Origin of the sequence: Allobosea sp. Root670, from assembly GCF_001429415.1 — a bacterium.
Classification (GTDB): domain Bacteria; phylum Pseudomonadota; class Alphaproteobacteria; order Rhizobiales; family Beijerinckiaceae; genus Allobosea; species Allobosea robiniae.
The window spans coordinates 745,396-767,671 of record NZ_LMJU01000001.1; the positions used below are offsets into that span (position 1 = coordinate 745,396).

A 22,276-nucleotide genomic window follows, 5' to 3' on the forward strand; every position below is an offset into this window, starting at 1 on the left:
CCCGCATTCATCACTCGCACGGCAACGCGACGTGCCGCCAAACCGGTTAACACGCCTAGAGGCCAATTGGTTCGGGATCAAGGCTGAACCGCTGGCAATCGCGTCATTCCGATGCGGCCGCGCGGCATCAGATGCGGGCGTTCAACCGCTCCAGCAAACGGTTCGCGCGGCGAAAGACATAGGCCGGAGCGCTGACGGTGATGTCGTCGGCGCCAAGCCCGTCGAGATGTTCGACCAGCGCGAAGACCGCCTTCTCCGGACAATGCAGCGTCAGCGGCGCACCCGTTGCCGGCGCCCCGAACGGCAGGCGGGCGCCGAAGCGCTCTTCCAGTACGGCCAGCGCATCGGCGGCAAGGTCGAGCCTGGCGCGGACCTCGCGGAGCGTGCGCCCTTCCTCCTCGGCCGCGATCCGCGACAGGATGGTCTTCGCCGCCGCCTTCGCCCGCGCGCCCCAGGGCGCCTGCATCGAGGCGACGAGGTTGGCTTCGGAGGCCAGCATCACGCCGTCGTCGAGCACTTTCAACGCATTGGCAGAAAGCGTCGCGCCAGTGGTGGTGATATCGACCACGATCTCGGCGGTGCCGGCAGCCGGCGCGCCTTCGGTCGCGCCGAGGCTTTCGACGATGCGGTAATCGGCGAGGCCGTGCTCGGCGAAGAAGCGGCGGGTCAGATTCACGTACTTCGTCGCGACGCGCAGCTTCTTGCCATGGCGCGCCCGCATCACTGACGCGACGTCGTCGAGATCGGCCATGTTGCGCACGTCGATCCAGGCCTGCGGCACGGCGACGACGACATTGGCATGGCCGAAGCCGAGCGGCGTCAACATCTCGACTGCCGCATCGGCGTCGGAGAGCTGCTCGCGAACAAGATCCTCGCCGGTGATGCCGATATGGGCGGCGCCGGAGGAGAGCTGCGCCACGATCTCGGAGGCCGAGAGGAATGCGACCTCAGCCCCATCGACACCGGCAATGGCGCCGCGATAGTCGCGCTCGCCGCGCGACTTAACGAATTTCAGACCCGCGCGGCCGAAGAAGGCCGTGGCGTTCTCCTGCAGCCGGCCCTTGGAAGGCACGGCGAGGACAAGCGGAGCGTCGTTATCTGGCATCTGGCTCATGTGGCGTCTCCCGTCAGGCGGTCGAGCCAGAGTGAAGCGCCGACAGCAGGAAGTGGCTGGCGCGCGCCGAGACGGCCGAGGACATTGTCATAGCGGCCGCCGCCGGCGACAGGCTTGCCGTCGCCGCGGGCCGTGTCGTGAAGCTCGAAGATGAAGCCGGTATAATAATCGAGGTTGCGGGCGAAGCCGGCCGAGAAGCGGATCGCGCCGATATCGACGCCGCGCGCGGCGAGGAAGCCGGTGCGCTCGTCGAAGGCGTCGAGCTGGCGGCCGATATCGAGCGAAGCCTGATCGGCGAGCCCACGCAGCGAGGCGGAAGCCGCATCGGGATCGCCGGAGACGGCGAGCACCTGCGCCAGCAGCGCCTTGACGTCGCCATTGACCGGGTTCTCCCGTTCGGCGGCGCGCGCCAGGAAGCGCTCGGCGATATCGGCGGCGGAGCGGCCCCCGACGGTCGAGATGCCGGCGATCGAGAGCACGTCCTCGACGAAGGCGCGGGCGGCCTTGGGGTCCTGCCCTTCGAGCGCCTTGAGCAGCCCGGCATGAGCGGCATCGCCCTCGGCAGCGGGCGGATCGAGCGCGTCGACCGCGTCCGCGCCCTTGCCCTGCACCACGGCACGGACAAGACGGCGGCGAGCGCCCTGCGGCACGTTCAGTCCGTCGAGCAATGCGCCGAGCACGGCGACATCGCCCATGACGATGCGCGGCTCGGCGAGGCCGAGCATGGCTGTCGCGTCGATGGTCAGCGCCATGATCTCGGCATCGGCGGCCGTGAAATCATCCCGGCCGAAGGATTCGAGGCCGGCTTGCAGGAACTCGCCCGGCTCACTGGCCCGCATGCGGAAGACGGGGCCGGCATAGGCATAGGCCGCCGGCTCGGTCTTGCCCGAAGCGATGTGATCGAGCGCGACGGGGATGGTGTATTCGGGACGCAGGCACCAGTCGCGGCCATCGGCATCCTGCGTCATGAAGATGCGGCGGCGGATATCCTCGCCGGAGAGATCGAGGAAGACGTCGGCCGGCTGGAGGATCGCCGGCTCGGCATGCGCATAGCCCTCGCCGGCGAAGAGCGCGATCACGGTCTCGATGCTGGCGCGGCTTGCGGGCACGGCTCGTCCTGTCCTGTTGCGAGCGCCGTCCTAGCAGCGATGCGGCGCATTTTCGAGGGATTTGAGGGAAATGGGTGAACGGGAATCGAGAGGCTGACCGGAAGCCTCTCTCAGAGAGAGAGGATTTTCACTGCCTCACGAATGTCGCGCCAGAACCCGCTTCACGCCCTCGACCAGTTCTGCGACCGGCACGGCGAACTGGGCCTCGGCCTGCTTGGCCTTGTGCTCGGCGGAATCCTTGACGTCGCGGCTGGCGGCGGCGAGCTCGGCGCCGAGGATCAGGTCCTTGATGACGACCGTTCCGGCCTCACGCTCGGACGAGCCTTGAATGATCGCGCAGGTCGCGCCGCGGCGATCGGCATATTTCATCTGGGCGTTGAAGCCGGAGCTACCCAGATAGAGATCGGCGCGCAGCAGTGGCTTGCCGTTGGCGTCCTTGGCCTGACGCAGGGCCGAGACCATCGCCTGATAGCCCGGCATGAATTCCGGCGACTTGTTGTCCATGGCAGTGACGACGACGAGGGGCAGCTCATTCTTCGTATCGACGATCGGCGACTTTACCGCCTTCAGAGCCGAGAAGAGCCGGGAGACGCCGATCGAGAAGCCGGTCGCCGGCACCGGCTCGGGCCGGAAGCGGCCCACAAGGCCGTCATAGCGCCCGCCGCCCGCAACCGAACCGAAGCGCACGACCTGCCCGTCATCATTGGTAACCGGGAAGGTCAGCTCCACCTCGTAGACCGGGCCAGTGTAGTATTCGAGGCCGCGGACGACCGAGGGGTCGATGATGATACGGCCGAGATAGCCGGCCGCCGTGATCAGTTCGCGGATCTGCTCAAGCTCCGCAATGCCAGCCTGACCATTCTCGGCGCCCTCGACGAGGCCACTGAGATCGGTGAGCGCAGCAGCCGAAAGTTTGGCCGAGCCTTCGCTGTCCTGAGCGTTCGTCTTGCCCAGCTCGGCGAGCTTCTGGCCGAGTTCGAGATAGCGCAGGATGCGGTCGGACTGCGCGTCGGAGAGACCGGCGCCCTTGGTGAAGTCGCCGCTTTCGTCCTTGCGGCCTTCGCCGAGGAGCTTGCGGACCTCTTCCAGTAGGAACTTGTCGGCCTTGTCGATCGCGCGCAGCACGGTGAGGCGCGCGGCGGGGTCGATGCCAGCCGCGTCCATCACGCCGTCGAGCACCTTGCGGTTATTGACCTTCACGACATAGTCGCCGCGCTTGATGCCGAGCTTCTCCATCGTGTCGGCGGCGAGCATGCAGATCTCCGCATCGCCCGCGACCGTGCCGCTGCCCACGATATCGGCATCGAACTGCATGAATTGGCGGAAACGGCCCGGACCCGGCTTCTCGTTGCGGAAGACATAGCCGACGCGATAGCTGCGATAGGGCTTCGGCAACGCATCGAAATTCTCGGCGACATAGCGGGCGAGCGGCGCCGTCAGGTCGTAGCGCAGCGAGAGCCACTGCTCGTCATCGTCCTGGAAGGAAAAGACGCCCTCGTTCGGCCGGTCCTGATCCGGCAGGAACTTGCCGAGCGCATCGGTGTACTCGACGAAGGGTGTCTCGACCGGATCGAAGCCATAGACCGAGAAGCTCTCACGGATGACAGAGAGCATGCGCTCAGTGGCGGCGACATCGGCCGGGCCACGATCGACGAAGCCGCGCGGCTGGCGGGCCTTCAGCTTGGCAGGGGCGGTCTTGTCGGCGGACATGGCGTGCGAAACTCGATCGGAATGGGGAGCGTGCATAACGGATTATGCATGGCGGGTTAGACCGCCGCGACCCATGGAGCAAGTCACCGAGCGTCATTCTCGGGCGAAGCGAAGCGCAGATCCGAGAATCTCATGACGAGAAGGCACTGGTTTCCGAGATGCTCGGGTCAAGCCCGAGCATGACGACCTTGATTATTCAGCCGCCGCCAGCCTTGGCTCCCGCAATGGCCGATCCTCGATCCCTGCCCGTGCCAGCTTCTCCGGCAGCGGCCCGCCGGTCGCCCAGTCCAGCAGTTCGGCCGTATGCACCACCGGCGTCGTCGCGCCCTTGTCGGCAAAGCCCTTCGCGAGCTGGGTCATGCAGCCGATATTGCCGGTCGCGACCAGCATCGGCTTGGTCCGTTCGATATTGCCGATCTTGCGCTCGCGCAGCCTCCCCGCGATCTCGGGCTGGAGGATGTTGTAGACGCCGGCCGAGCCGCAGCAGATGTGACCCTCCGGCACCTCCTTCACCTTGAAGCCGGCGCCCGACAGCAGGCGCTTCGGCCCGTCCTTGAGCTGCTGGCCATGCTGCATCGAGCAGGCGGAGTGATAGGCGATCGGCATCGCGACATCGCGGACGGTCGCAAGCTCAATCGTCTCCAGAAACTCGGTGACGTCCTTCGCCAGCGCAGAGACCTTCGCCGCCTTCTCGGCATAATCAGGCTCGTTGCGGAACATGAAGCCGTAATCCTTGATCGTCGTCCCGCAGCCGGAGGCCGTGATCAGGATGGCGTCGAGCCCCTCGCCATCGATCTCCGCCATCCAGGCGTCGATATTCTTGCGGGCGAAGGCGAGCGCATCGTGTTCCTGGCCCATGTGGTGGACGAGCGCGCCGCAGCAGCCCTCTCCCTTCGGCAGCACGACTTCGACGCCGTGGCGGTTTAGCAGGCGGATCGTCGCCTCGTTGATGGCGGGGTCGAGGACCGGCTGGGCGCAGCCGGAGAGCAAGGCGACGCGGCGCTTGCGCTCGACCGGCGGCGGGAAGCTCTGCGGGCCTTCCATGGCAGAGCGCGTCGGCAGGCGCGCGGGCGCCAGCGCCAGCATCGCCTTCAGGCGCGAGCCGACGACCGGGAGAACGCCCAGCACCGACACGAAGGGTTTTCCGATGAGCGCCATCAGCATCGCCGCGCGGAAGCGCCCGGGATAGGGCAGGATCGCCGCCAGTACCTTGCGCAGCAAACGATCATGCAGGGAGCGCGTATAGGTCTCCTCGATATGGGCGCGGGCGTGGTCGACAAGGTGCATGTAATGCACGCCCGAGGGACAGGTCGTCATGCAGGAGAGGCAGGAGAGGCAGCGGTCGACATGCTTCACCACCTCGGGGGTGGCGGGCTTGCCGTTCTCAAGCATGTCCTTGATCAGGTAGATGCGCCCGCGCGGGGAATCGAGCTCGTCGCCGAGCAGCAGATAGGTCGGGCAGGTCGCGGTGCAGAAGCCGCAATGCACGCAGGTGCGCAGGATCTTCTCCGAGGCCGGCATGCGCGGATCGGAGGCGAGGCGCTCGGGAGTGAAATTAGTCTGCATTGTTCAGGCCCCGCCCTGCCAGGCTTTGATCCAGTCCATCGGCCAGAGCAGCATGATGACGTTGAGGGTGAGGTTGTCGCGGATCAGCCAGCCGACGATCAGCTCCATCGCCAGCGCGCTGGTGACAGTCAGCCACACCGGCGCGAGGCGGGCGATCAGGAAACCCAGCACCATCGAGAGGATGTCGCTGACCGAGTTCAGGACGCTGTCGCCGTAATAGTCGAGCGAGATCGTCGCCGAGCGGTAGTGCTCGATCACGCCATTGGTGTTCTCCGTGATCTCCCAGGCGCCTTCGAGCAGGATCGAGAGCAGGAGCGCGAGGCCGAAGGAGATCGGGAGGCCGGTCAGGCGGCGCACCAACCAGAACAGGCCGTAGAACAGGAAGCCGTGGATGATGTGCGAGAAGCTGTACCAGTCGGCAATGTGCTGGGAGTTCTCGGAGGAGACCACCGTGCCCTGCCAGAACTTGATCGTGCCGCATTTGCAGATCGGCTCGCGGCCCATCCAGAGCAGGATCGCGGCGACACCCGCGATCAGCAGCGCGGCGACAAGCACGAGCGTCACGGGGCCGAGCCGGTTGGGTGCCCAGCTGGTGCGACTATCGCGGGTTTCGGCGGAAAGCGTGTCAGCGAGCGTCATCAGATCCCCGCATAGATCCGGCCGGGCTCGAAAATGCCGGCGGGATCGAAGCTTTTCTTGATGCCGGCGGTGACCCGCATCAGCGGTTCGGCCAGCGGTTGAAAGACATCGACGGCGGCGCGCACCGCGTCAGGGGCCCGCACCAGCGTGGCATGGCCGCCGAGCGGCTTCAGCGCGGCGCGGATGGCAGCAGCGCCGGCATCGCTGTCGGCCGGAACCGCGAGCCAGACCAGCCCGCCGCCCCAGTCGTAGAAGCAGCGGGCGCCTGGGACCATGCGGGCGATCGCGGCGGCGGCCTTCGGACCGCTGGTCGGCGCGAGCGAGAGGCGCCAGACCGCCTCATCGCTCCCGGCAAAGAAAGCGGCATCGCGGATATCGCGCCAGAGTTCGGTGGGTGCCGTTCCTTCGAGGCGCTCCGGCACGCCATATTCGCCCAGCAGCAAGGCGAGTTCACTGGCACGGTACTCAATCGAGTCCGAGAAATTCTCCAGGCGAAGCAGGGTCCGCGCCGTGTCACCCGCGAGCCCTGCGGGAAGATGCGCAGTCGCCATCGGCTCGAAGGGCGAGCCCAGTGCCTTCGACAGGAGCGCGACGCCGTCGCTGTCGGACAGGCCGCTCCATTGCAGCGTGACAAGGCGCTCCGGCCGGGGCAGCACGCGGAAGGTGACTTCGGTGAGGAAGCCGAGCGTGCCATGGCTGCCGCTGAGCAGCTTCACCAGATCGAGGCCGGTGACGTTCTTCATCACCCGTCCGCCAGACTTGATCATCTCGCCGCGGCCATTGACGAGGCGGACGCCGATCAGGGAATCGCGGGCGGCACCGGCATTGATCCGGCGCGGGCCGGAGATGTTGCAGGCGGCCACGGCCCCGATCGTCGGCTCGCCCTCGCTGCCATAGAGGGCGCGATGGTCCATCGGCTCGAACGGCAGCATCTGGCCGCGCTCGGCAAGGGTTTCCTGAACGAGCGCGAGTGGCGTGCCGGCGCGGGCGGCGATGACCATCTCGGCGGGTTCGTAGAGGGTGATGCCGGTGAGACCGGCGCTGGAGAGCGTGCTCGCGGCCTGGGCCGGGCGGCCGAGGCCGGCGCGCGTGCCACCCCCGCGCAAGGTGAGCGGCGTGGCGCTGTCGACGACCGACTTCACGACGGCGCAGGCCTGCGCCTCGGTGGTGGGGGTATGGACGATCACGCTGCCACCCTGCCTTCCAGCGGGAAGACCTTCGCCGGGTTGAGCAGCCAGCGCTCGTCGAAGACCGCCCTCACCCGCATCTGCTGGGCGAGGTCCTCGGGATTGAACTGGAAGGTCATCAGGTCGCGCTTCTCGATGCCGACGCCGTGCTCGCCGGTGAGGCAGCCACCGACCTCGACGCAGAGCTTGAGGATGTCCATGCCGGCATCCTCGGCCTTTTGCGCCTCGATGGGGTCGTTGCAATTGTAGAGGATCAGCGGATGGAGATTGCCGTCGCCGGCATGGAAGACATTGGCGACGCGCAGGCCATAGCCCTTCACGATCTCGTCCATGCGCCTGAGCACATAGGGCAACTGCCCGGTCGGGATCGTGCCGTCCATGCAGATATAATCGGCGATGCGGCCGGTGGCGCCGAAGGCGGATTTACGACCCTTCCAGATCGCCGCGGCCTCCATCGCCGATTTCGATTCCTTGACCGTCGAGACGCCGTGCTCCCTGGCGATCGCGACGATGCGGGCAAGCTGGGCATCCATCTCGTCGTCCGAGCCTTCGACCTCGATGATCAATAGCGCCTCGACATCCATCGGGTAGCCGGCCTTGGCGAAGGCCTCGCAGATCTCGATTGCCGGCTTGTCCATGAACTCCATCGCCACCGGGATGATGCCGGCGCCGATGATGGCGGCGACCGCCGCGCCCGCCTGCTCGCTGGTCGGGAAGCCGAAGAGCACGGGCCGCGCGCCTTCTGCCGTCCGCAGGATGCGCACCGTCGCCTCAGTGATGATGCCGAGCTGGCCTTCCGAGCCGTTGATCAGGCCGAGCAGGTCGTAGCCCGGCGAATCGAGATGGGCACCGCCGATCTCGACGATGCTGCCATCGAGCATGACCATGGTCACGCCGAGTACATTGTTGGTGGTGACGCCATATTTCAGGCAATGCGCCCCGCCCGAGTTCATACCGATATTGCCGCCGATCGAGCAGGCGAGCTGCGAGGACGGATCGGGCGCATAGAAGAAGCCCTCGGCCGAGACCGCGCCGGTGACCGCGAGGTTGGTCACGCCGGCTTCGACCCGCGCGACGCGGTTGGCATAATCGATCTCGAGGATGCGGTTCATCTTGGAGACGCCGATCACGACCGCGTCCTCCTGCGGGATCGCGCCGCCGGCAAGCGAGGTGCCCGAGCCGCGCGGCACCACCGGCACGCCCTCCTCCCGGCAATAGCGCAGGACGGCCGCGACCTCCTGCGTGGTCGACGGCAGCACGACGGCGAGCGGCATGCGGCGATAGGCGGTCAGCGCATCGGTCTCATAAGGGCGGCGCTCGTCGTCGCTGGTGATCAGCGCCTGCGGCGGGACGAGGCGCGCAAGGCCGGCGATGATCGATTCGCGACGGGCGAGAATGCCGGCATCCGGCACCGGAAAGGCTATCGCGCTCATCTCTCCCTCCACTCTCGACGACTCATCCACATCACTCACAGGGCATTTGTCTGCGCGGCAGATTAGATCAATTCAATGGCACTTGCAGCGCGGCCAAAGCCAGCCATTATTTCCAGATTGGAAAAGGTGGCGTGCCAATGGACCGGTTCGGCGATCTCGACGTGTTCGCACATGTGGTGACGACCAAGAGCATGTCGGCGGCCGGCCGGCAGCTCAACCTGTCGCCGGCCGTGATCTCGAAGCGCATCCGCCGGCTGGAGGAACGGCTCGGCGTGCGCCTGCTCCAGCGCACGACACGGCAGCTCGCCCTCACCGAGGCCGGGCAGGGCTTCTACGAGCGCGTCGTCTCGATCCTGTCCTCGATCGAGGAGGCCGAATCCTGGGTGTCGAGCGGGGCCGGACAGGTGCGCGGCACGCTCCGGGTCTCGGCGCCGACCTCCTTCGGCCGGATGCATGTCGCGCCGCATCTCAAGCGCTTCCTCGACGCCAATCCGCTGGTCACGGTCGAGCTCGTGCTGAGCGACGCCTTCGTCGACGTGGTCGGCGAGGGCTTCGACCTGGCGATCCGGATCGCCGACCTGCAGGATTCGAGCCTCGTCGCCAAGCGGCTCGCCCCCAACCACCGGGTGCTCTGCGCGACGCCGGGCTATCTGGCGGAGCATGGCATGCCGGCCGATATCGCCGAATTGTCACGCCACACGCTGATCGCCCATAACGCCGACCACTGGCGGCTTGACGGGCCGGAAGGACCGGTCTCGGTGCGCGTCAACGGGCCGTTGCGCACCAATTCGAGCGAGGTCGTGCGCGAGGCGCTGCTCGGCGGCGTCGGTATCGCCCTGCGCTCGACCTGGGATGTCGGGCCGGAGCTCAAGTCGGGCGCTCTGCAACGGGTCCTGCCGGCCTATGCCGTCGGCTCGCGCGTCGCGATCTATGCGGTCTATCCGAGCCGCCGGCACATGGAGCAGAAGGTCCGCGCCTTTGTCGACTATCTCGGCGAGCTCTATGGCGCCACGCCCTATTGGGATGCGGGGCTTGCATTGTAAGGCATTGCCCTGCCCCGTGCGGGCGAGGATGCTCCAGACGAAGCTTCAGGGAGATTTGGCATGTTCGGCGTGCTCGAAGGCACGGGGGTTACGGTCCTCGACCCGCGGTTTCATCGCGTCATTCCCGGCTCGGCCCGTGTCGAGCGGCTGTGGACCGGCGCGCGCTGGTCGGAGGGTCCTGCCTGGTTCCCGGCCCATAACACGCTGGTCTGGTCGGATATCCCGAACGACCGCATGCTGCGCTACGACGCGCTGAGCGGTCAGGTCGGCACGTTCCGCCAGCCGGCGCGCAATTCCAACGGCAACACGGTCGACGCGCAAGGCCGGCTCGTTACCTGCGAGCATGGCGGACGACAGGTGACGCGGGCCGAGCATGACGGGTCGATCACCGTGCTGGCGAGCCATTTCGGCGGCAAGCGCCTGAATTCACCAAACGACGCCGTGGTGAAGTCGGATGGCTCGATCTGGTTCACCGATCCCGATTACGGCATCCTCAGCGACTACGAAGGTGACAAGTCCGCCGGGGAGATCGGCGCCTGCAACGTCTACCGGATCGATGGGCGGACCGGCGAGATCGCCATCGTCGCTGATGATTTCGTCAAGCCCAACGGTCTCGCCTTCTCGCCGGACGAGAGCATTCTCTACATCGCCGATACCGGCGCGAGCCACGATCCCGAGAACGGCCCTCGGCATATCCGCAGCTTCCGGATGGGGCGGGACGGCATCGCGCTCGGCGAGTCGAAGGTGTTCGCGACCTGCACGGCCGGGCTGTTCGATGGCTTCCGTCTCGATATCGAAGGCCGGATCTGGACCAGCGCTGCCGACGGCGTCCACATCTACCACCCGGACGGAACGCTGGTCGGCAAGCTCGCGATCCCGGAAATCGTCGCGAACGTCTGCTGGGGCGGCCCCAAGCTCAACCGCCTGTTCATCTGCGGCACGACCTCGCTGTATTCGGTGATGACGCATACAAACGGGGCGGTGCGGCCGTCCTAGGGCGTCTCTTCAGACATCCTGCCCGACATAGCTGGCGACGTCGCTCATGCGCTTCAGCGTGCGCCAGTAGATGTCCTCCATCAGGAGGTGGGCGAACTCACCGTTGCGGCCGATGCTGTAGAGACCTGCGACGCCGGTCCTCTCGGCGAAATCCTGACGGCGCTTCTCGTAGCGCGCAAGATAGACCGGATAGGCCAAGGGCGTCTTCAGCATGCCGCCGGCGCCGATATAGCGCTCACGCAGATGCGGGTAGATCCGGCACAGGCCGTCGAGGCAGGCCTGCGCCAGCTTTTCGTCCGACATGGTCCACCAGGCGTCGCCGACCTCGCAGCCGATATCGAAGGTCAGTTGCGTGCGCCCCTCCGGCGCGAGCCAGGGCATGGAGAACGGAGCTTCGGTGACACGGAAGAAGGGCTGCGAGCGATCCGGCACCCAGAGCATCGTATCCGGCAGGAGGTTGCGCCCCTCGAAGCGCAGGTTGACGAAGATCATCGGGCGGTAGCGGAAGCCGCCGAGTTCCTCGAGCGCATCGGTGCCCTCGACGAGCCTGGGCAGGACATGGACCGGCGCCGTGCTGATCACGGCGGAGACGCCGATCTCGCGGCCGTTGACCTTGACGGCCGCGACCTTGCCGTTCTCGACGAAGATGCGCTCGACCTTCGATTCCAGCGCGATGCTGTCGCCGAGGCGAGCCACCGTGGGCTCGAGCAGCTTGGCGACGCCGCCTTCCGGATAGACATGGTAGACGCGCGGGCTCTCCGGCATCTCGTGCGAGTAGCCGTTGCAGACCGCGCGGCCCGACAGGCGCGACGCCGCCTTCAGGAGAAAGGTCTTCATCACCCCGGCCGCGAGCTTGTTGCCGACGGCGGGCGAAAGCTCGCTCGCCGGCGCGCCCGACCAGGCCTCGGCGAGCGGGATCGCGACATCCTCGGCGAGCGCCTCGCCATAGGCGTTGCGGAACCAGTCCGCCGCGCTCGCGACCGGCTTCGGTTTCAGGCGCGCGGACACTGCACTCGCGGCATAACGCGGCGAGAGCGCGAGGCCGAAGGGATAGCTGTAGCTTTTCTGCCCCAGTGCGACCGCCTCGCCATAATGACGGACGGTGCGCGAGACCGCGCTCGCTCCCATGGCATCGGCCAGGCGATTGCTGACGAAATGCGCCCCGAAATCGTAGGTGTAACCCTCGGCATCCTTGAAGGAGGAGGCCATGCCGCCGACGGCGCGGCCGCTTTCGAAGACCGTGGCGCGCAAGCCCCGGCGCTCGATGTCGAGGGCGGCGGTCAGGCCGGCAATGCCGGCGCCGACGATCGCGACGGGCTTGGCGAAGCGGCGCCAGACGTTCGGAGCCTGCACGGCGGTGGTCATGGCGGTCGCTCCGCGTCCATCGACCTATGTCGACGGCTCAATATATAGCAGGAGCGAATGAATTCGGATTTGCGGAAAAGCCGCAATCGTCGAGCCCGAATATAAGGGATCGTTAAGCCCAGCCCGGCCGCAGATCAGCGCGGCGGCACATTCTTCATGCGGCCCAGGACCAGCGGCATCGCCAGACCGATGATGACGAAGCGCACGAGGTGATGCGCGCCGACATAAAGCGTATCCAAGCCCATCGCGAAGGCCAGCATCGCCATCGCCTCCAGGCCGCCGGGCGCGAAGGCCGCCATGCCGCTGGCGTAGGAGACGCCGGCAAGCCAGGCTGCCGGCCAGGCGAACAGGAAGGCCACGACGATCGAGACGGCGAAGCCGCCGATAGCGAGCGGAAACAGTCCCTTCAGCTCGTTACGTGGGATATGCGCGATGCGCCCGCCCATGGTCGTGCCGAGCAGGACCTGCACGGCGATCTGGATCGGCATGGGCAACGCGCCCTCGACGAGGCCGCTGCCATGCAGGGCGGCGCTGGCGAAAGTGGCACCGAACATCAGCGGGGCAGAGAGGCCGAGCCGTTCGAAGACCAGCCCGAGCGTCAGTCCCGCCATCGTCACGCCGAACATCGTGCCCGCATCGACTTCCTGGACGGCGGGTGTCGGCATGCCGGTGGCGGCGCCGCTCAATTGCATCACGCTGGGCAGGAGCGCGACCAGCACGAGCAGGCGAAAGAGCTGGACGACCGAGATTCGGCCGATATTGGCGCCCTTCGCCTGTGCCACGGCGAGCACGGTCGACAAGGCGCCGGGCGCCGCGGCCAGCAGGGCATCGATCCAGGGCCAGCGCGCGACATGGCGCAGATAGGCGCCGGTCGCGAGCATGATCACCGCGACGCCGACGAGAAGAATGACGAGGGAGGCGGGATAACGCGCCGCCGCCGCCAGTGCCTCGGGCGTCGCCGCCGAGCCGAGGATCGCGCCCGACAGGACCATGGTCGAATCGAACCAGGGCCGGCGCAGGTTCGGCAACGGGCGAATCAGCGCCACCACCGCGCTCAGCAGCATCGAACCGGAGAGCCAGGCGGCGGGCATGCCGAGCAGGGCGAAGGCCCCGCCCCCGACCGCCGCCAGCGCGATGACCAGAGTTTCCCGCCAGAGCAGCGTCAGCCGGTTCGAAGGATAGCCGAACGCTTTCATCGCCTTCCCGCCGCGCCGAGGACAGGAGGCGCCGGGCGTTCATGGCGATGGTCCGGCGGCGGGTCAACCGACCGGCTGCCCGCCGGGCGCAGGGCGGCGTTGCGCCACCCGCTGCGGGATCAGAGGGTGGCGAGGGCCTTCTGCAGGCGCGCCACGGCCTCGACCAGATCGGCCGAGTTGCGGGCGAAGCAGAGGCGCAGCCCGGTCTCGCCGCCGGGGCCGAAGGCGGTGCCGGGAGCGAGGCCGACATTGGCGCTGTCGACCAGATCGACCGCGAGCTTGCGCGAGTCCTCGCGACCATCGACCGAGAAGAACTGGTAGAACGCGCCGACCGGGGCCGAGAGCGTGACGCGGTTCGTCGCCTTCAGCCCCTCGAACACGATCCGGCGGCCTTCGGCAGCGCGCGCGATCTGCTCGGCGACGAAGCCTTCGCCCTCGTCGAGAGCCGCGATGGCGCCACGCTGGACGAAGACCGGCGAGCCGGAGGTCGAGTACTGGATGAGGTTCTCGACGATCTGCCCGAAGGCGACGGGCACCTCGATCCAGCCGATGCGCCAGCCGGTCATCGCCCAGTTCTTCGAGAAGGTCTGGACGAAGATGACGCGGTCCTCGGCTTCCATGATGTCGTGGAAGGAGGAAGCGCGCTCCGCGCCGTCATAGACGAAGCGGCCGTAGATCTCGTCGGCGACGAGCCAGATGCCGTGCTTGCGCGAGAGCGCGAGCAATGCCTCCTGCTCAGCCTTCGTCGCCGTCCAGCCGGTCGGGTTGGACGGCGAGTTCACCAGGATGCCGCGGGTGCGCGGCGTGATCGCCTTCGCGAGCCGATCGAGATCGAGGGTGAAGCGGCCCTGCGCATAATCCATCGGGACGCAGACGGTCGCCGCACCGCTGACGCCGACGGCGGCGCCGAAATTCGGCCAGGCCGGCGTCGGGATGAGGATCTCGTCGCCGGGGCCGGCGATCATCCGCACCGCGATCTGGACGGACTGCATGCCTGAGCCGGTGACGTAGAAGCTCTCGGGCGAGAAGGCACGGCCGTAGAGGCGCTGGTGGTAGCGGGCGAGCGCCTCGCGCAGTTCCGGGATGCCGCGCTGCCAGGTGTAGAAGGTCTCGCCGGCCGCGAGCGAACGCGCCGCAGCGTCCGCGATGAACGAGGGGGTCGAGAGATCGCCCTCCCCGACCCAGAGCGGGATCAGGCCCGGCTTGAGCCGGCCGTGGTTGACCACCTCGACGATGCCGCTTTCCGGCGCATTCCGGGCTTCGGGGCGAAGCTCGGCAAGCAGGGTGCTGCCCGGCAGGATGGCGGTGTTCATCGGGATCGACCTCGCGAAAATCAGTGCTCCACCTTTAGCCGATTGCAGCGCGGCGAGGCATGAAATCGCGAGATCGGGTCGATCGGCGGCCGTGATGAATCACGGCCGCACGGATAGCGGGATCAGGCCTGCTTCTGCTTGAGGAGATCGCGGATCTCGCCGAGGAGGACAACATCTTCCGCCTTGGGCGCGGGGGCTTCGTCCACCGGCGCCGGCTTCTTCTGCAGCTTGTTGATGCCCTTGACCACGAGGAAGAGAACGAAGGCGATGATCAGGAAGTTGATCGCGACCGTAACGAAGTTGCCATAGGCCAGCACGGCGCCCTGTTTCCGGGCTTCCGAGAGGATCGGCGAGGTGACGCCGCTATTGAGGCCGAAGAAATAGTTTGAAAAATCGACGCCGCCGAGCGCGCCGATGAACGGCATGATGATATCGGTGACGAGAGAGTCGACGATCCTGCCGAACGCCGCACCGATGATGACACCGATGGCGAGATCGACGACATTGCCCTTCAGGGCGAATTTCTTGAATTCTTCCAACATGCTGCACCCCTTGAGAATCGGCAAGGCTACCCCAACAGCCTGGGCCGGACGCTAAACCAGCCGTACAGAGCAGGGAAAGCCCGAAAACACACCAAAGCCGGCCCAACGGCACCTGAAACGCAAAGAGTTGGGGATGAAACGCGTTTGAAGGCTTGCGCCAATGGCCTATGGCGAGCCGACAGGCCGTCCGATACTCTGCGCAAAATCCGGAAACCGAGCACTATGGCGCCTGCATCCCGGCCCCGTTCGCACCCAACCCCCATGAGGGCGGCATGATCCCCGCCTGGTCCGTGGTGCTGGTCGCGCTCGCCTATCTGTGCGGGCTCTTCGCCGTCGCCCATGTCGCCGATACCTCCGGGCGCAAGCTGATGACCGGGCGGGCGCGGACGACGATCTATGCGCTGGCGCTTGGCGTCTACTGCACCTCCTGGACCTTCTACGGCTCGGTCGGCTTCGCCAATCGCGCCGGCTTCGACTTCCTCGGCATCTATGTCGGGCCGATCCTCGTTATCGGGCTGGGCAACCGCTTCGTCGGCCGCATCGTCGGCATCGCCAAGTCGCAGAACATCACCTCGATCGCCGATTTCGTCGGCGCCCGCTATGGCAAGAGCGAGCGCGTGGCAGCGCTGGTCTGCATCGTCGCGGTGATCGGGGCTCTGCCCTATATCTCGCTGCAGCTGAAGGCGGTCGCCAATTCGCTCTCGGTCTTCCTGGCGGCGACCGGCGGCCATGCGCCGACGCCGGACGTGCCGGTGCTGAGCGACCTGCCCTTCCTGGTCGCGATCGTGCTCGCCGGCTTCGCCTGCGCCTTCGGTACCCGCCATATCGACGCGACCGAGCACCAGGACGGGCTCGTGCTGGCGATCGCGGTCGAATCCCTGATCAAGCTGGTCGCCTTCCTCGTGCTCGGCTTCTTCATCGTCTACGGGCTGTTCGGCGGCCCCGGCGACCTGCTCGCCCAGGCGGCGAAACCCGCCGACGGCGCCCTGCCGATCTGGGAACGCACATCGAGCTGGCCGAATTTCCTGACGCTGACGTTACTGTCGAGCTGCGCGTCACTGCTGCTGGCGCGGCAGTTCCACATGACGATCGTCGAGAACCGCGATGTCCGCGACGTGCGCCGCGCGGCCTGGATGTTCCCGCTCTATCTCGTGCTGATCAACCTGTTCGTGCTGCCCCTGGCGGCGGCCGGCGAGATCCTGATCCCCGGCAGCGGCGTCGACCGCGACATGACCGTGCTGCTGCTGCCCCTGCAGCGCGAGGCCGGGGTGATCGCCCTCTTCGTCTTCGTCGGCGGACTCTCGGCCGCGACGGCGATGGTGATCGTCGCCTCGGTCGCGCTGGCGATCATGATCTCGAACCATCTCGTGATGCCGCTGCTGCTACGTGGCCGGCGCGGCCTCAGCGACCCCGGTCGCGCGGTCAGGCTGTTCGGCGGGCGCAGCGCGGGCGACAGCAATCTCGGCGGCGATCTCGGCTCCCAGGTGGTGATCATCCGGCGGCTGAGCATCTTCCTCGTGATCCTGCTCGGCTATGTCTATTATCGCGCCTCCGGCGAGGCGGCCCTGGTCTCGATCGGCCTATTGTCCTTCGCGGCAACGGCGCAGATCGCGCCCGCCTTCTTCGGGGGCCTGTTCTGGCGGCGCGGCACGGCGCTCGGCGCCGTTGCCGGGTTGACGATCGGCACGCTGGTCTGGGCCTATACGCTGCTGATGCCGAGCCTGGCGCTGCCCGGCGGCTGGTGGAGCAGCGTCGTCGCATCAGGCCCGTTCGGAGCCGGCATCTTGAGGCCCGAAGCCCTGTTCGGAGTGGAATGGCCGTCGCTGCCGCATGGCGTGTTCTGGAGCCTCGGGCTCAACATCCTCGCCTATATCGGTTTCTCGCTGCTGCGTCCGGCCAATGCGATGGAGCGCTTGCAGGCGAATGCCTTCGTCGAGTCCCAGCCGGCGACGATGGCGCAGTCCTTCTCGCTGTGGCGCACCACGATCACCGAGGGCGAGCTGCAATCGACGATCGCGCGCTATCTCGGAGCGGAGCGCACGCAGCGCGCCTTCGAGAGCTTCAACAGCGGCCGCGGCGAGGCTTCCGAAAGCGGCCGCCAGGCCGATATCCACCTGTTGCGCTTCGGCGAACACCTGCTCTCCTCGGCGATCGGCGCGGCCTCCTCGCGCCTCGTGCTGTCGCTCCTGCTGAAGCGGCGGAACCTCTCGACCGAGGCCGCCTTCAAGCTGCTCGACGACGCCTCGGCCGCGCTCCAGTACAACCGCGACATCCTCCAGCACGGGCTCGACCATGCCGGCCAGGGGATCACCGTGCTCGACCGGGACCTCCGGCTGCTCGCCTGGAACCAGGCCTTCATCCAGCTCTACGACCTGCCGGCCTCGCTGGTGCGTTTCGGCACCGGCCTCGACGAGATCGTGCGCTACAACGCGGCGCGCGGCGCCTATGGCACCGGCGCACGCGACGAGCTGATGGCGGCGCGGCTGGAAAGTTTCATCAACGACCGCGAACCGGTGCGCCTGAAGCTCTACCCGTCGAAGAAGGTCATCGAGGTCCGCACCAACGCCCTGCCGGACGGCGGTTTCGTCACGACCTATACCGACATCACCGACACGGTCGCGGGCGAGGAAGAGCTCGAACGCGCCAACGAGGGCCTCGAACGCCGCGTCGCCGAACGCACCGAGGAACTGCTGCACGTCAATGCCGAGCTCCAGCGCGCCAAGGCCGAGGCAGAATCCGCCAACGCCTCGAAGACGCGCTTCCTCGCCGCCGCCAGCCACGACATCCTGCAGCCGCTCAATGCCGCCCGCCTCTATGCGACCTCGCTGGTCGAGCGCGACCGAGGCAGTGGCCAGCCCGAACTCGCCGAGAACATCGACGCCTCGCTCGACGCCGTCGAGGAGATCCTGACCGCGCTTCTGGAGATATCGCGGCTCGATGGTGGCGCGCTCAAGCCGGAGCTGTCCTCCTTCCGGCTCGACGAGTTGATGCGTCAGCTCCAGCGCGAATTCGAGCCGAGCGCCCAGGAAAAGGGCCTGAAGCTGGTGTTCATGCCGACCAGCCTGACGTTGCGCTCGGACCGGCGCCTGCTGCGGCGTCTGCTGCAGAACCTGATCTCCAACGCGATCAAGTATACGCCGGGCGGCAAGGTGCTGATCGGCTGTCGGCGCCGGGGCAACCAGGTCGCGGTCGAGGTGATCGATACTGGGCTCGGCATTCCCCAGAGCAAGCAGAAGACCGTGTTCCGCGAGTTCCAGCGGCTCGACCAAGGCGCCAAGGTGGCGCGCGGCCTCGGTCTGGGCCTCTCGATCGTGCAGCGCATCGCGCGGGCGCTCGACCACGGACTCACGCTCGATTCGGCGCCGGGCCGCGGCACGCGCTTCTCGGTCTCGGTCCCGCGCGCCGCGCCGCTGCCGGCGATGACGACGGCGACAGCGGCGCGCAGCGCGCCTGCCGGGCAGCTCGCCGGCATGCGACTTCTCGTCATCGACAACGAGCCCGCCATCCTCGACGGCATGAAGCGCCTGCTCGAAGGCTGGGGCTGCCGGGTCACGATCGCCGCCAGCCTCGAAGAGGCACTGCCGCATGTCGGCAGCAAGGGCGAGGCCGATGTCCTGATCGCCGACTACCATCTCGACCACGGCAATGGCCTGACCGCGATCAGCGCGCTCCGGGCCCGCGCCCGCACGCCGATGCCGGCGATCCTGCTCACCGCCGACCGGACGCAACATGTGCGCGAGGCAGCGAACGCGCTCGACGTGCACCTGCTCAACAAGCCGCTGAAGCCCGCTGCCCTTCGCGCGCTGCTCGCACAATGGCGGGCGACGCGGCTGGCGGCGGAATAACCGATTAGCCTGCGGCGGAAGCGGCGCTGCGCATGGCGTCCTCGGAGGCGAGGAAAGCCGCGATTTCCGGGCTCGGCTCCGGGCTCTCGGCAGTGACGCCGATCTCGCCGAGCAAACGCGCCACCGGGACATAGGCCCGCGCCTTCTTGTCGTAGAGCGCCGCCCGGACGAGCGCGACCGCCGCGACGATCTCGGTGCCATCGCGGCCCGCCATCAGCATGCGGTGCTGCATCACCAGCCAGCTCTCGCTCCAGCACAGGATTTTCGTCTCGACCCGGAACGGCCGGAACAGCCGCATCTCGCGGCGAAAGCGGATCGTGCCCGCATTGACCACCGGCAGCCAGCGATGCCGCAGTACCGCCCGCCACAGGCCGCTGCGCAGCATCAGGTCGAGCCGGCCGAGATCCATCAGCGACCAGTAGCGGCCATTGTTCATGTGCAGGCTGGTGTCGAGATCGTGGAACCAGACCCGGAAGGGCAGGACGGACGCGTCGGCCGGCAGGTCGAGCCGCTTGCGGAAGCGCGTCGTCAGCAGAAGCCAGATCAGGCGGAACCAGAGATTCATGGGGAGCTTTTTTTGCGCGGGATCGATCGGGGCAGCGCCTCCATGTCATGGAGACGCCGGCACTGTCGATCATGCTATCGTCTGCCCACCGTCACGGAGCCGGCCCTTGCCCACCCTTCACGTTTCCCCGCTGTCACGGCTGGATGAGACCGTTGCCGCCGTCCGCGCCCAACATCTCGTGACGCTGATCAATGTCGGCACGACAGTTCCCCGTCCGGCCGGGATCGCGCCCGAGCGGCATCTCTTCCTGGGGATGTCCGACATCAGCCAGACGCTCGACGGTCATGTCCTCGCCGGTCAAGAGCATATGACGCGGCTCCTCGCGTTCTTTCGCGATTGGGACCGCGCCGCGCCGATGGTCGTCCATTGCTGGGCCGGGATCAGCCGCTCGACGGCGGCGGCCTATATCGCAGCCTGCGCGCTTGGACCCGAGCGTGACGAAGACGAGGTAGCGGACGTGCTGCGCAGCGTCGCGCCCTCCGCCACGCCGAATGCCCGGCTCGTCGCCCTGGCCGATACGACGCTGGGGCGGCGCGGCCGGATGATCCGCGCGATCGAGCGAATCGGACGCGGCGCCGACGCCTTCGAAGGCACGCCTTTCGCCATGCCGCTCGCCTGAAATCCCATTTCAGGCCGCGCAGCTTCCTGCAGGCTTTCGCCGCCTGCGCTGTGAAAACGACGGCGCTCGCGCCAGATCGCTGCAGAAGATTGCTTGCATCGGACGAATTTTGCGACGATGCATCGCGCGGGAGGCCTTCACCGTGACCATGACGATCGAGCTCGATTCGCGCGACCGCTCCATCCTGCGGATTCTCCAGCAGGACGGGCGCATCACCAATTCGGACCTTGCCGAGAGGGTGCATCTCTCGCCCTCGGCCTGCCTCAGGCGCGTGCGCCAGCTTGAGGACAGCGGCCTGATCCGCGGCTATGCGATGATGCTCGACGACAAGATCGCAGGCTTCCCCGGCACGGCCTTCGTCTTCGTCACACTCGACCAGCAGGGCCGCGCCTCGCTGGAAAGCTTCGAGCAGGCGGTGCAGAGCCTGCCCGAGATCCTCGAATGTCACCTGCTCGCCGGCGCGCATGATTATCTAATGCGGGTGATCTACCGCGACAGCGCCGATTTCGAGCGCATCCACACCGACATTCTCACCCAGTTGCCAGGCGTGACCCGCGTGCAGTCGACGCTGACGCTGCGCACGATCAAGAAGACCTCCGCCCTGCCGGTCTGAGTCAGCAGCGCCGCGAAGCGGGTTGCGGCCGGGCTCGCTCCAGCCGATAAGCTCAGCGCAAAGAGGAATCAGGCCTGTGAGCGAAGAGAAGACCAACACTGATGTCGCCACCCTGCCCTTCGAGGCAGCGATGAAGGAGCTCGAAGGCATCGTTGCGCGGCTGGAGCGCGGCGACGTCCCGCTTGAGGAATCGATCGCGATCTACACACGCGGCGAGGCCTTGAAGGCGCGTTGCGATGCACTGCTGAAGCAGGCGGAAGCCCGCATCGAGCGCATCACGCTCGGCGCCGACGGCAAGCCGACGGGCGCTGCCCCGCTCGACGTCGAGAACTGAACCGACCCCGGCGGCGCCTTTAGCGCCTCGCAAGATCAATACGCAATGCCGCGGCGCCCCTGGTGTCGCGGCATTGCATTTCTGCCAGCGACCGGTTGCGAGCCGGCGCTTGCCTGCGCGCTTCCAGGGGGCCAGATTCTGCCTCAACCAAGGAGGCCATCATGTCGCAACTCCCCGCCGACGATCCGATCCTGGGCGATGCCCGCTCCTGCGAGGCGATCGAGAAGGTGATCGTGCCCCGCTCCCACGACCTCGGCGGCTTCCAGGTCCGCCGGGCGCTGCCGGCAATCGGCCAGCGCATGGTCGGCCCCTTCATCTTCTTCGACCAGATGGGCCCGGCCGAATTCCATCTCGGCGAGGGGCTGGACGTGCGCCCGCATCCGCATATCGGGCTCTCGACCGTGACCTATCTCTTCGACGGCGAGATCATGCATCGCGACTCGCTCGGCACGGCGCTCGCGATCAAGCCGGGCGCGGTCAACCTGATGACGGCCGGCCGCGGCATCGTCCATTCCGAGCGCACCGGGATGGAAGCCCGCGCCACCGGCCCGAAGCTCTACGGCATCCAGGCGTGGCTCGCCCTGCCGAAGACGCATGAGGAGGTCGCGCCCGAATTCAAACACCACGGCGCCGGCGATCTGCCGCGCATCGTCGAGGGCGGCAAGCGCATCAGCCTGATCATGGGCTCGGCCTATGGCCAGACCTCGCCGGTCCAATTCCCCTGGGACGCGCTCTATGCCGAGGCGGTGCTTTCGCCCGGCGCGATCCTGCCGCTCGACCCCGACTATGACGAGCGCGCGATCTACATCGTCTCCGGCAAGGTCGACATCGCCGGCGACGAGTTCGGCGCCGGCCAGCTCCTCGTCTTCAAGCCCGGCGACCGCATCTCGATCCTCGCTATCGACCAGGCCCGCGTGATGATCGTCGGCGGCGAGCCGATGGACGGCCCGCGCAACATCTGGTGGAACTTCGTCTCGTCCTCGAAGGAGCGAATCGAGCAGGCCAAGCAGGAGTGGAAGACCGGCCGCTTCGACACCGTGCCCGGCGACGAGAGCGAGTTCATCCCCCTGCCCGAGGGCTGAGGCCG

Annotated in this window: 19 protein-coding genes; 7 read left to right on the forward strand and 12 right to left on the reverse strand. The window is 67.1% G+C overall.

Annotated features, from left to right (window positions below):
* Nucleotides 1-127 precede the first annotated feature (127 nt).
* From hisG to ASE61_RS03440, 7 genes are all read right to left on the reverse strand, one after another.
* Entirely contained in the window at nucleotides 128-1,105 is a 978-nt protein-coding gene (gene hisG, locus ASE61_RS03410) for an ATP phosphoribosyltransferase (RefSeq protein ID WP_061965564.1), read from the reverse strand.
* Between the two features lie 5 nt (nucleotides 1,106-1,110).
* Entirely contained in the window at nucleotides 1,111-2,223 is a 1,113-nt protein-coding gene (locus ASE61_RS03415; RefSeq protein WP_061964614.1) for an ATP phosphoribosyltransferase regulatory subunit, read from the reverse strand.
* Between the two features lie 135 nt (nucleotides 2,224-2,358).
* Nucleotides 2,359-3,933 carry a histidine--tRNA ligase gene (hisS, locus tag ASE61_RS03420; protein ID WP_061964616.1) on the reverse strand — a complete coding sequence of 525 codons (1,575 nt, stop codon included), beginning with the start codon at nucleotides 3,931-3,933 and terminating at the stop codon, nucleotides 2,359-2,361.
* 192 nt (nucleotides 3,934-4,125) lie between these two features.
* Nucleotides 4,126-5,499: a glycolate oxidase subunit GlcF gene (glcF, locus tag ASE61_RS03425; protein ID WP_061964618.1), complete on the reverse strand. Its 1,374-nt coding sequence runs from the start codon at nucleotides 5,497-5,499 to the stop codon at nucleotides 4,126-4,128.
* 3 nt (nucleotides 5,500-5,502) lie between these two features.
* Nucleotides 5,503-6,138, reverse strand: a complete 636-nt coding sequence (locus ASE61_RS03430) for a DUF2585 domain-containing protein (RefSeq protein WP_082617055.1) — start codon at nucleotides 6,136-6,138, stop codon at nucleotides 5,503-5,505.
* A complete protein-coding gene (glcE, locus tag ASE61_RS03435; RefSeq protein WP_061964620.1) occupies nucleotides 6,138-7,325 on the reverse strand; it encodes a glycolate oxidase subunit GlcE in 1,188 nt (395 codons plus the stop codon). Before glcE ends, ASE61_RS03430 begins: the two co-directional genes overlap by 1 nt.
* Entirely contained in the window at nucleotides 7,322-8,758 is a 1,437-nt protein-coding gene (locus ASE61_RS03440; protein WP_061964622.1) for an FAD-binding oxidoreductase, read from the reverse strand. The genes glcE and ASE61_RS03440 overlap by 4 nt, the downstream gene beginning before the upstream one ends.
* Nucleotides 8,759-8,895: 137 nt before the next feature.
* Here ASE61_RS03440 and ASE61_RS03445 point away from each other — a divergent pair, with 137 nt between their 5' ends.
* Together ASE61_RS03445 and ASE61_RS03450 are read left to right on the forward strand one after the other, a co-directional pair.
* Complete coding sequence (locus ASE61_RS03445) at nucleotides 8,896-9,801, forward strand: LysR family transcriptional regulator (protein WP_061964624.1); 906 nt, start codon at nucleotides 8,896-8,898, stop codon at nucleotides 9,799-9,801.
* 60 nt (nucleotides 9,802-9,861) lie between these two features.
* Complete coding sequence (locus tag ASE61_RS03450; protein WP_061964626.1) at nucleotides 9,862-10,797, forward strand: SMP-30/gluconolactonase/LRE family protein; 936 nt, start codon at nucleotides 9,862-9,864, stop codon at nucleotides 10,795-10,797.
* Between the two features lie 9 nt (nucleotides 10,798-10,806).
* Here the strand turns inward: ASE61_RS03450 and ASE61_RS03455 are convergent, their stop codons facing one another.
* From ASE61_RS03455 to mscL, 4 genes are all read right to left on the reverse strand, one after another.
* Complete coding sequence (locus ASE61_RS03455; RefSeq protein WP_061964628.1) at nucleotides 10,807-12,162, reverse strand: protoporphyrinogen/coproporphyrinogen oxidase; 1,356 nt, start codon at nucleotides 12,160-12,162, stop codon at nucleotides 10,807-10,809.
* A gap of 134 nt (nucleotides 12,163-12,296) precedes the next feature.
* On the reverse strand, nucleotides 12,297-13,358 hold the full coding sequence (locus ASE61_RS03460; RefSeq protein WP_061964630.1) for an AbrB family transcriptional regulator: 1,062 nt from the start codon (nucleotides 13,356-13,358) through the stop codon (nucleotides 12,297-12,299).
* Nucleotides 13,359-13,477: 119 nt separating this feature from the next.
* Complete coding sequence (locus tag ASE61_RS03465; RefSeq protein WP_061964632.1) at nucleotides 13,478-14,671, reverse strand: pyridoxal phosphate-dependent aminotransferase; 1,194 nt, start codon at nucleotides 14,669-14,671, stop codon at nucleotides 13,478-13,480.
* A 122-nt stretch (nucleotides 14,672-14,793) separates the two neighbouring features.
* The gene (gene mscL, locus ASE61_RS03470; protein WP_061964634.1) at nucleotides 14,794-15,213 is read right to left on the reverse strand and encodes a large conductance mechanosensitive channel protein MscL; all 420 of its coding nucleotides are present in this window, start codon (nucleotides 15,211-15,213) and stop codon (nucleotides 14,794-14,796) included.
* 272 nt (nucleotides 15,214-15,485) lie between these two features.
* On the opposite strand from mscL, the gene ASE61_RS03475 reads away from it, so the two are divergent.
* A complete protein-coding gene (locus tag ASE61_RS03475) occupies nucleotides 15,486-19,058 on the forward strand; it encodes a PAS domain-containing hybrid sensor histidine kinase/response regulator (protein WP_061964637.1) in 3,573 nt (1,190 codons plus the stop codon).
* Between the two features lie 4 nt (nucleotides 19,059-19,062).
* On the opposite strand, the gene ASE61_RS03480 is transcribed toward ASE61_RS03475, so the two are convergent.
* Nucleotides 19,063-19,623, reverse strand: coding sequence for a thioesterase family protein (locus ASE61_RS03480; RefSeq protein ID WP_061964639.1), 561 nt, complete (start codon nucleotides 19,621-19,623; stop codon nucleotides 19,063-19,065).
* 106 nt (nucleotides 19,624-19,729) lie between these two features.
* Between ASE61_RS03480 and ASE61_RS03485 the strand changes: the two genes are divergently transcribed.
* From ASE61_RS03485 to ASE61_RS03500, 4 genes are all read left to right on the forward strand, one after another.
* The gene (locus tag ASE61_RS03485; RefSeq protein ID WP_061964641.1) at nucleotides 19,730-20,242 is read left to right on the forward strand and encodes a tyrosine phosphatase family protein; all 513 of its coding nucleotides are present in this window, start codon (nucleotides 19,730-19,732) and stop codon (nucleotides 20,240-20,242) included.
* A 148-nt stretch (nucleotides 20,243-20,390) separates the two neighbouring features.
* Nucleotides 20,391-20,855, forward strand: a complete 465-nt coding sequence (locus ASE61_RS03490) for an Lrp/AsnC family transcriptional regulator (protein WP_185745280.1) — start codon at nucleotides 20,391-20,393, stop codon at nucleotides 20,853-20,855.
* A gap of 76 nt (nucleotides 20,856-20,931) precedes the next feature.
* A complete protein-coding gene (locus tag ASE61_RS03495; protein WP_082617056.1) occupies nucleotides 20,932-21,189 on the forward strand; it encodes an exodeoxyribonuclease VII small subunit in 258 nt (85 codons plus the stop codon).
* A 161-nt stretch (nucleotides 21,190-21,350) separates the two neighbouring features.
* Entirely contained in the window at nucleotides 21,351-22,271 is a 921-nt protein-coding gene (locus ASE61_RS03500; RefSeq protein ID WP_061964643.1) for a pirin family protein, read from the forward strand.
* Nucleotides 22,272-22,276: the final 5 nt, after the last annotated feature.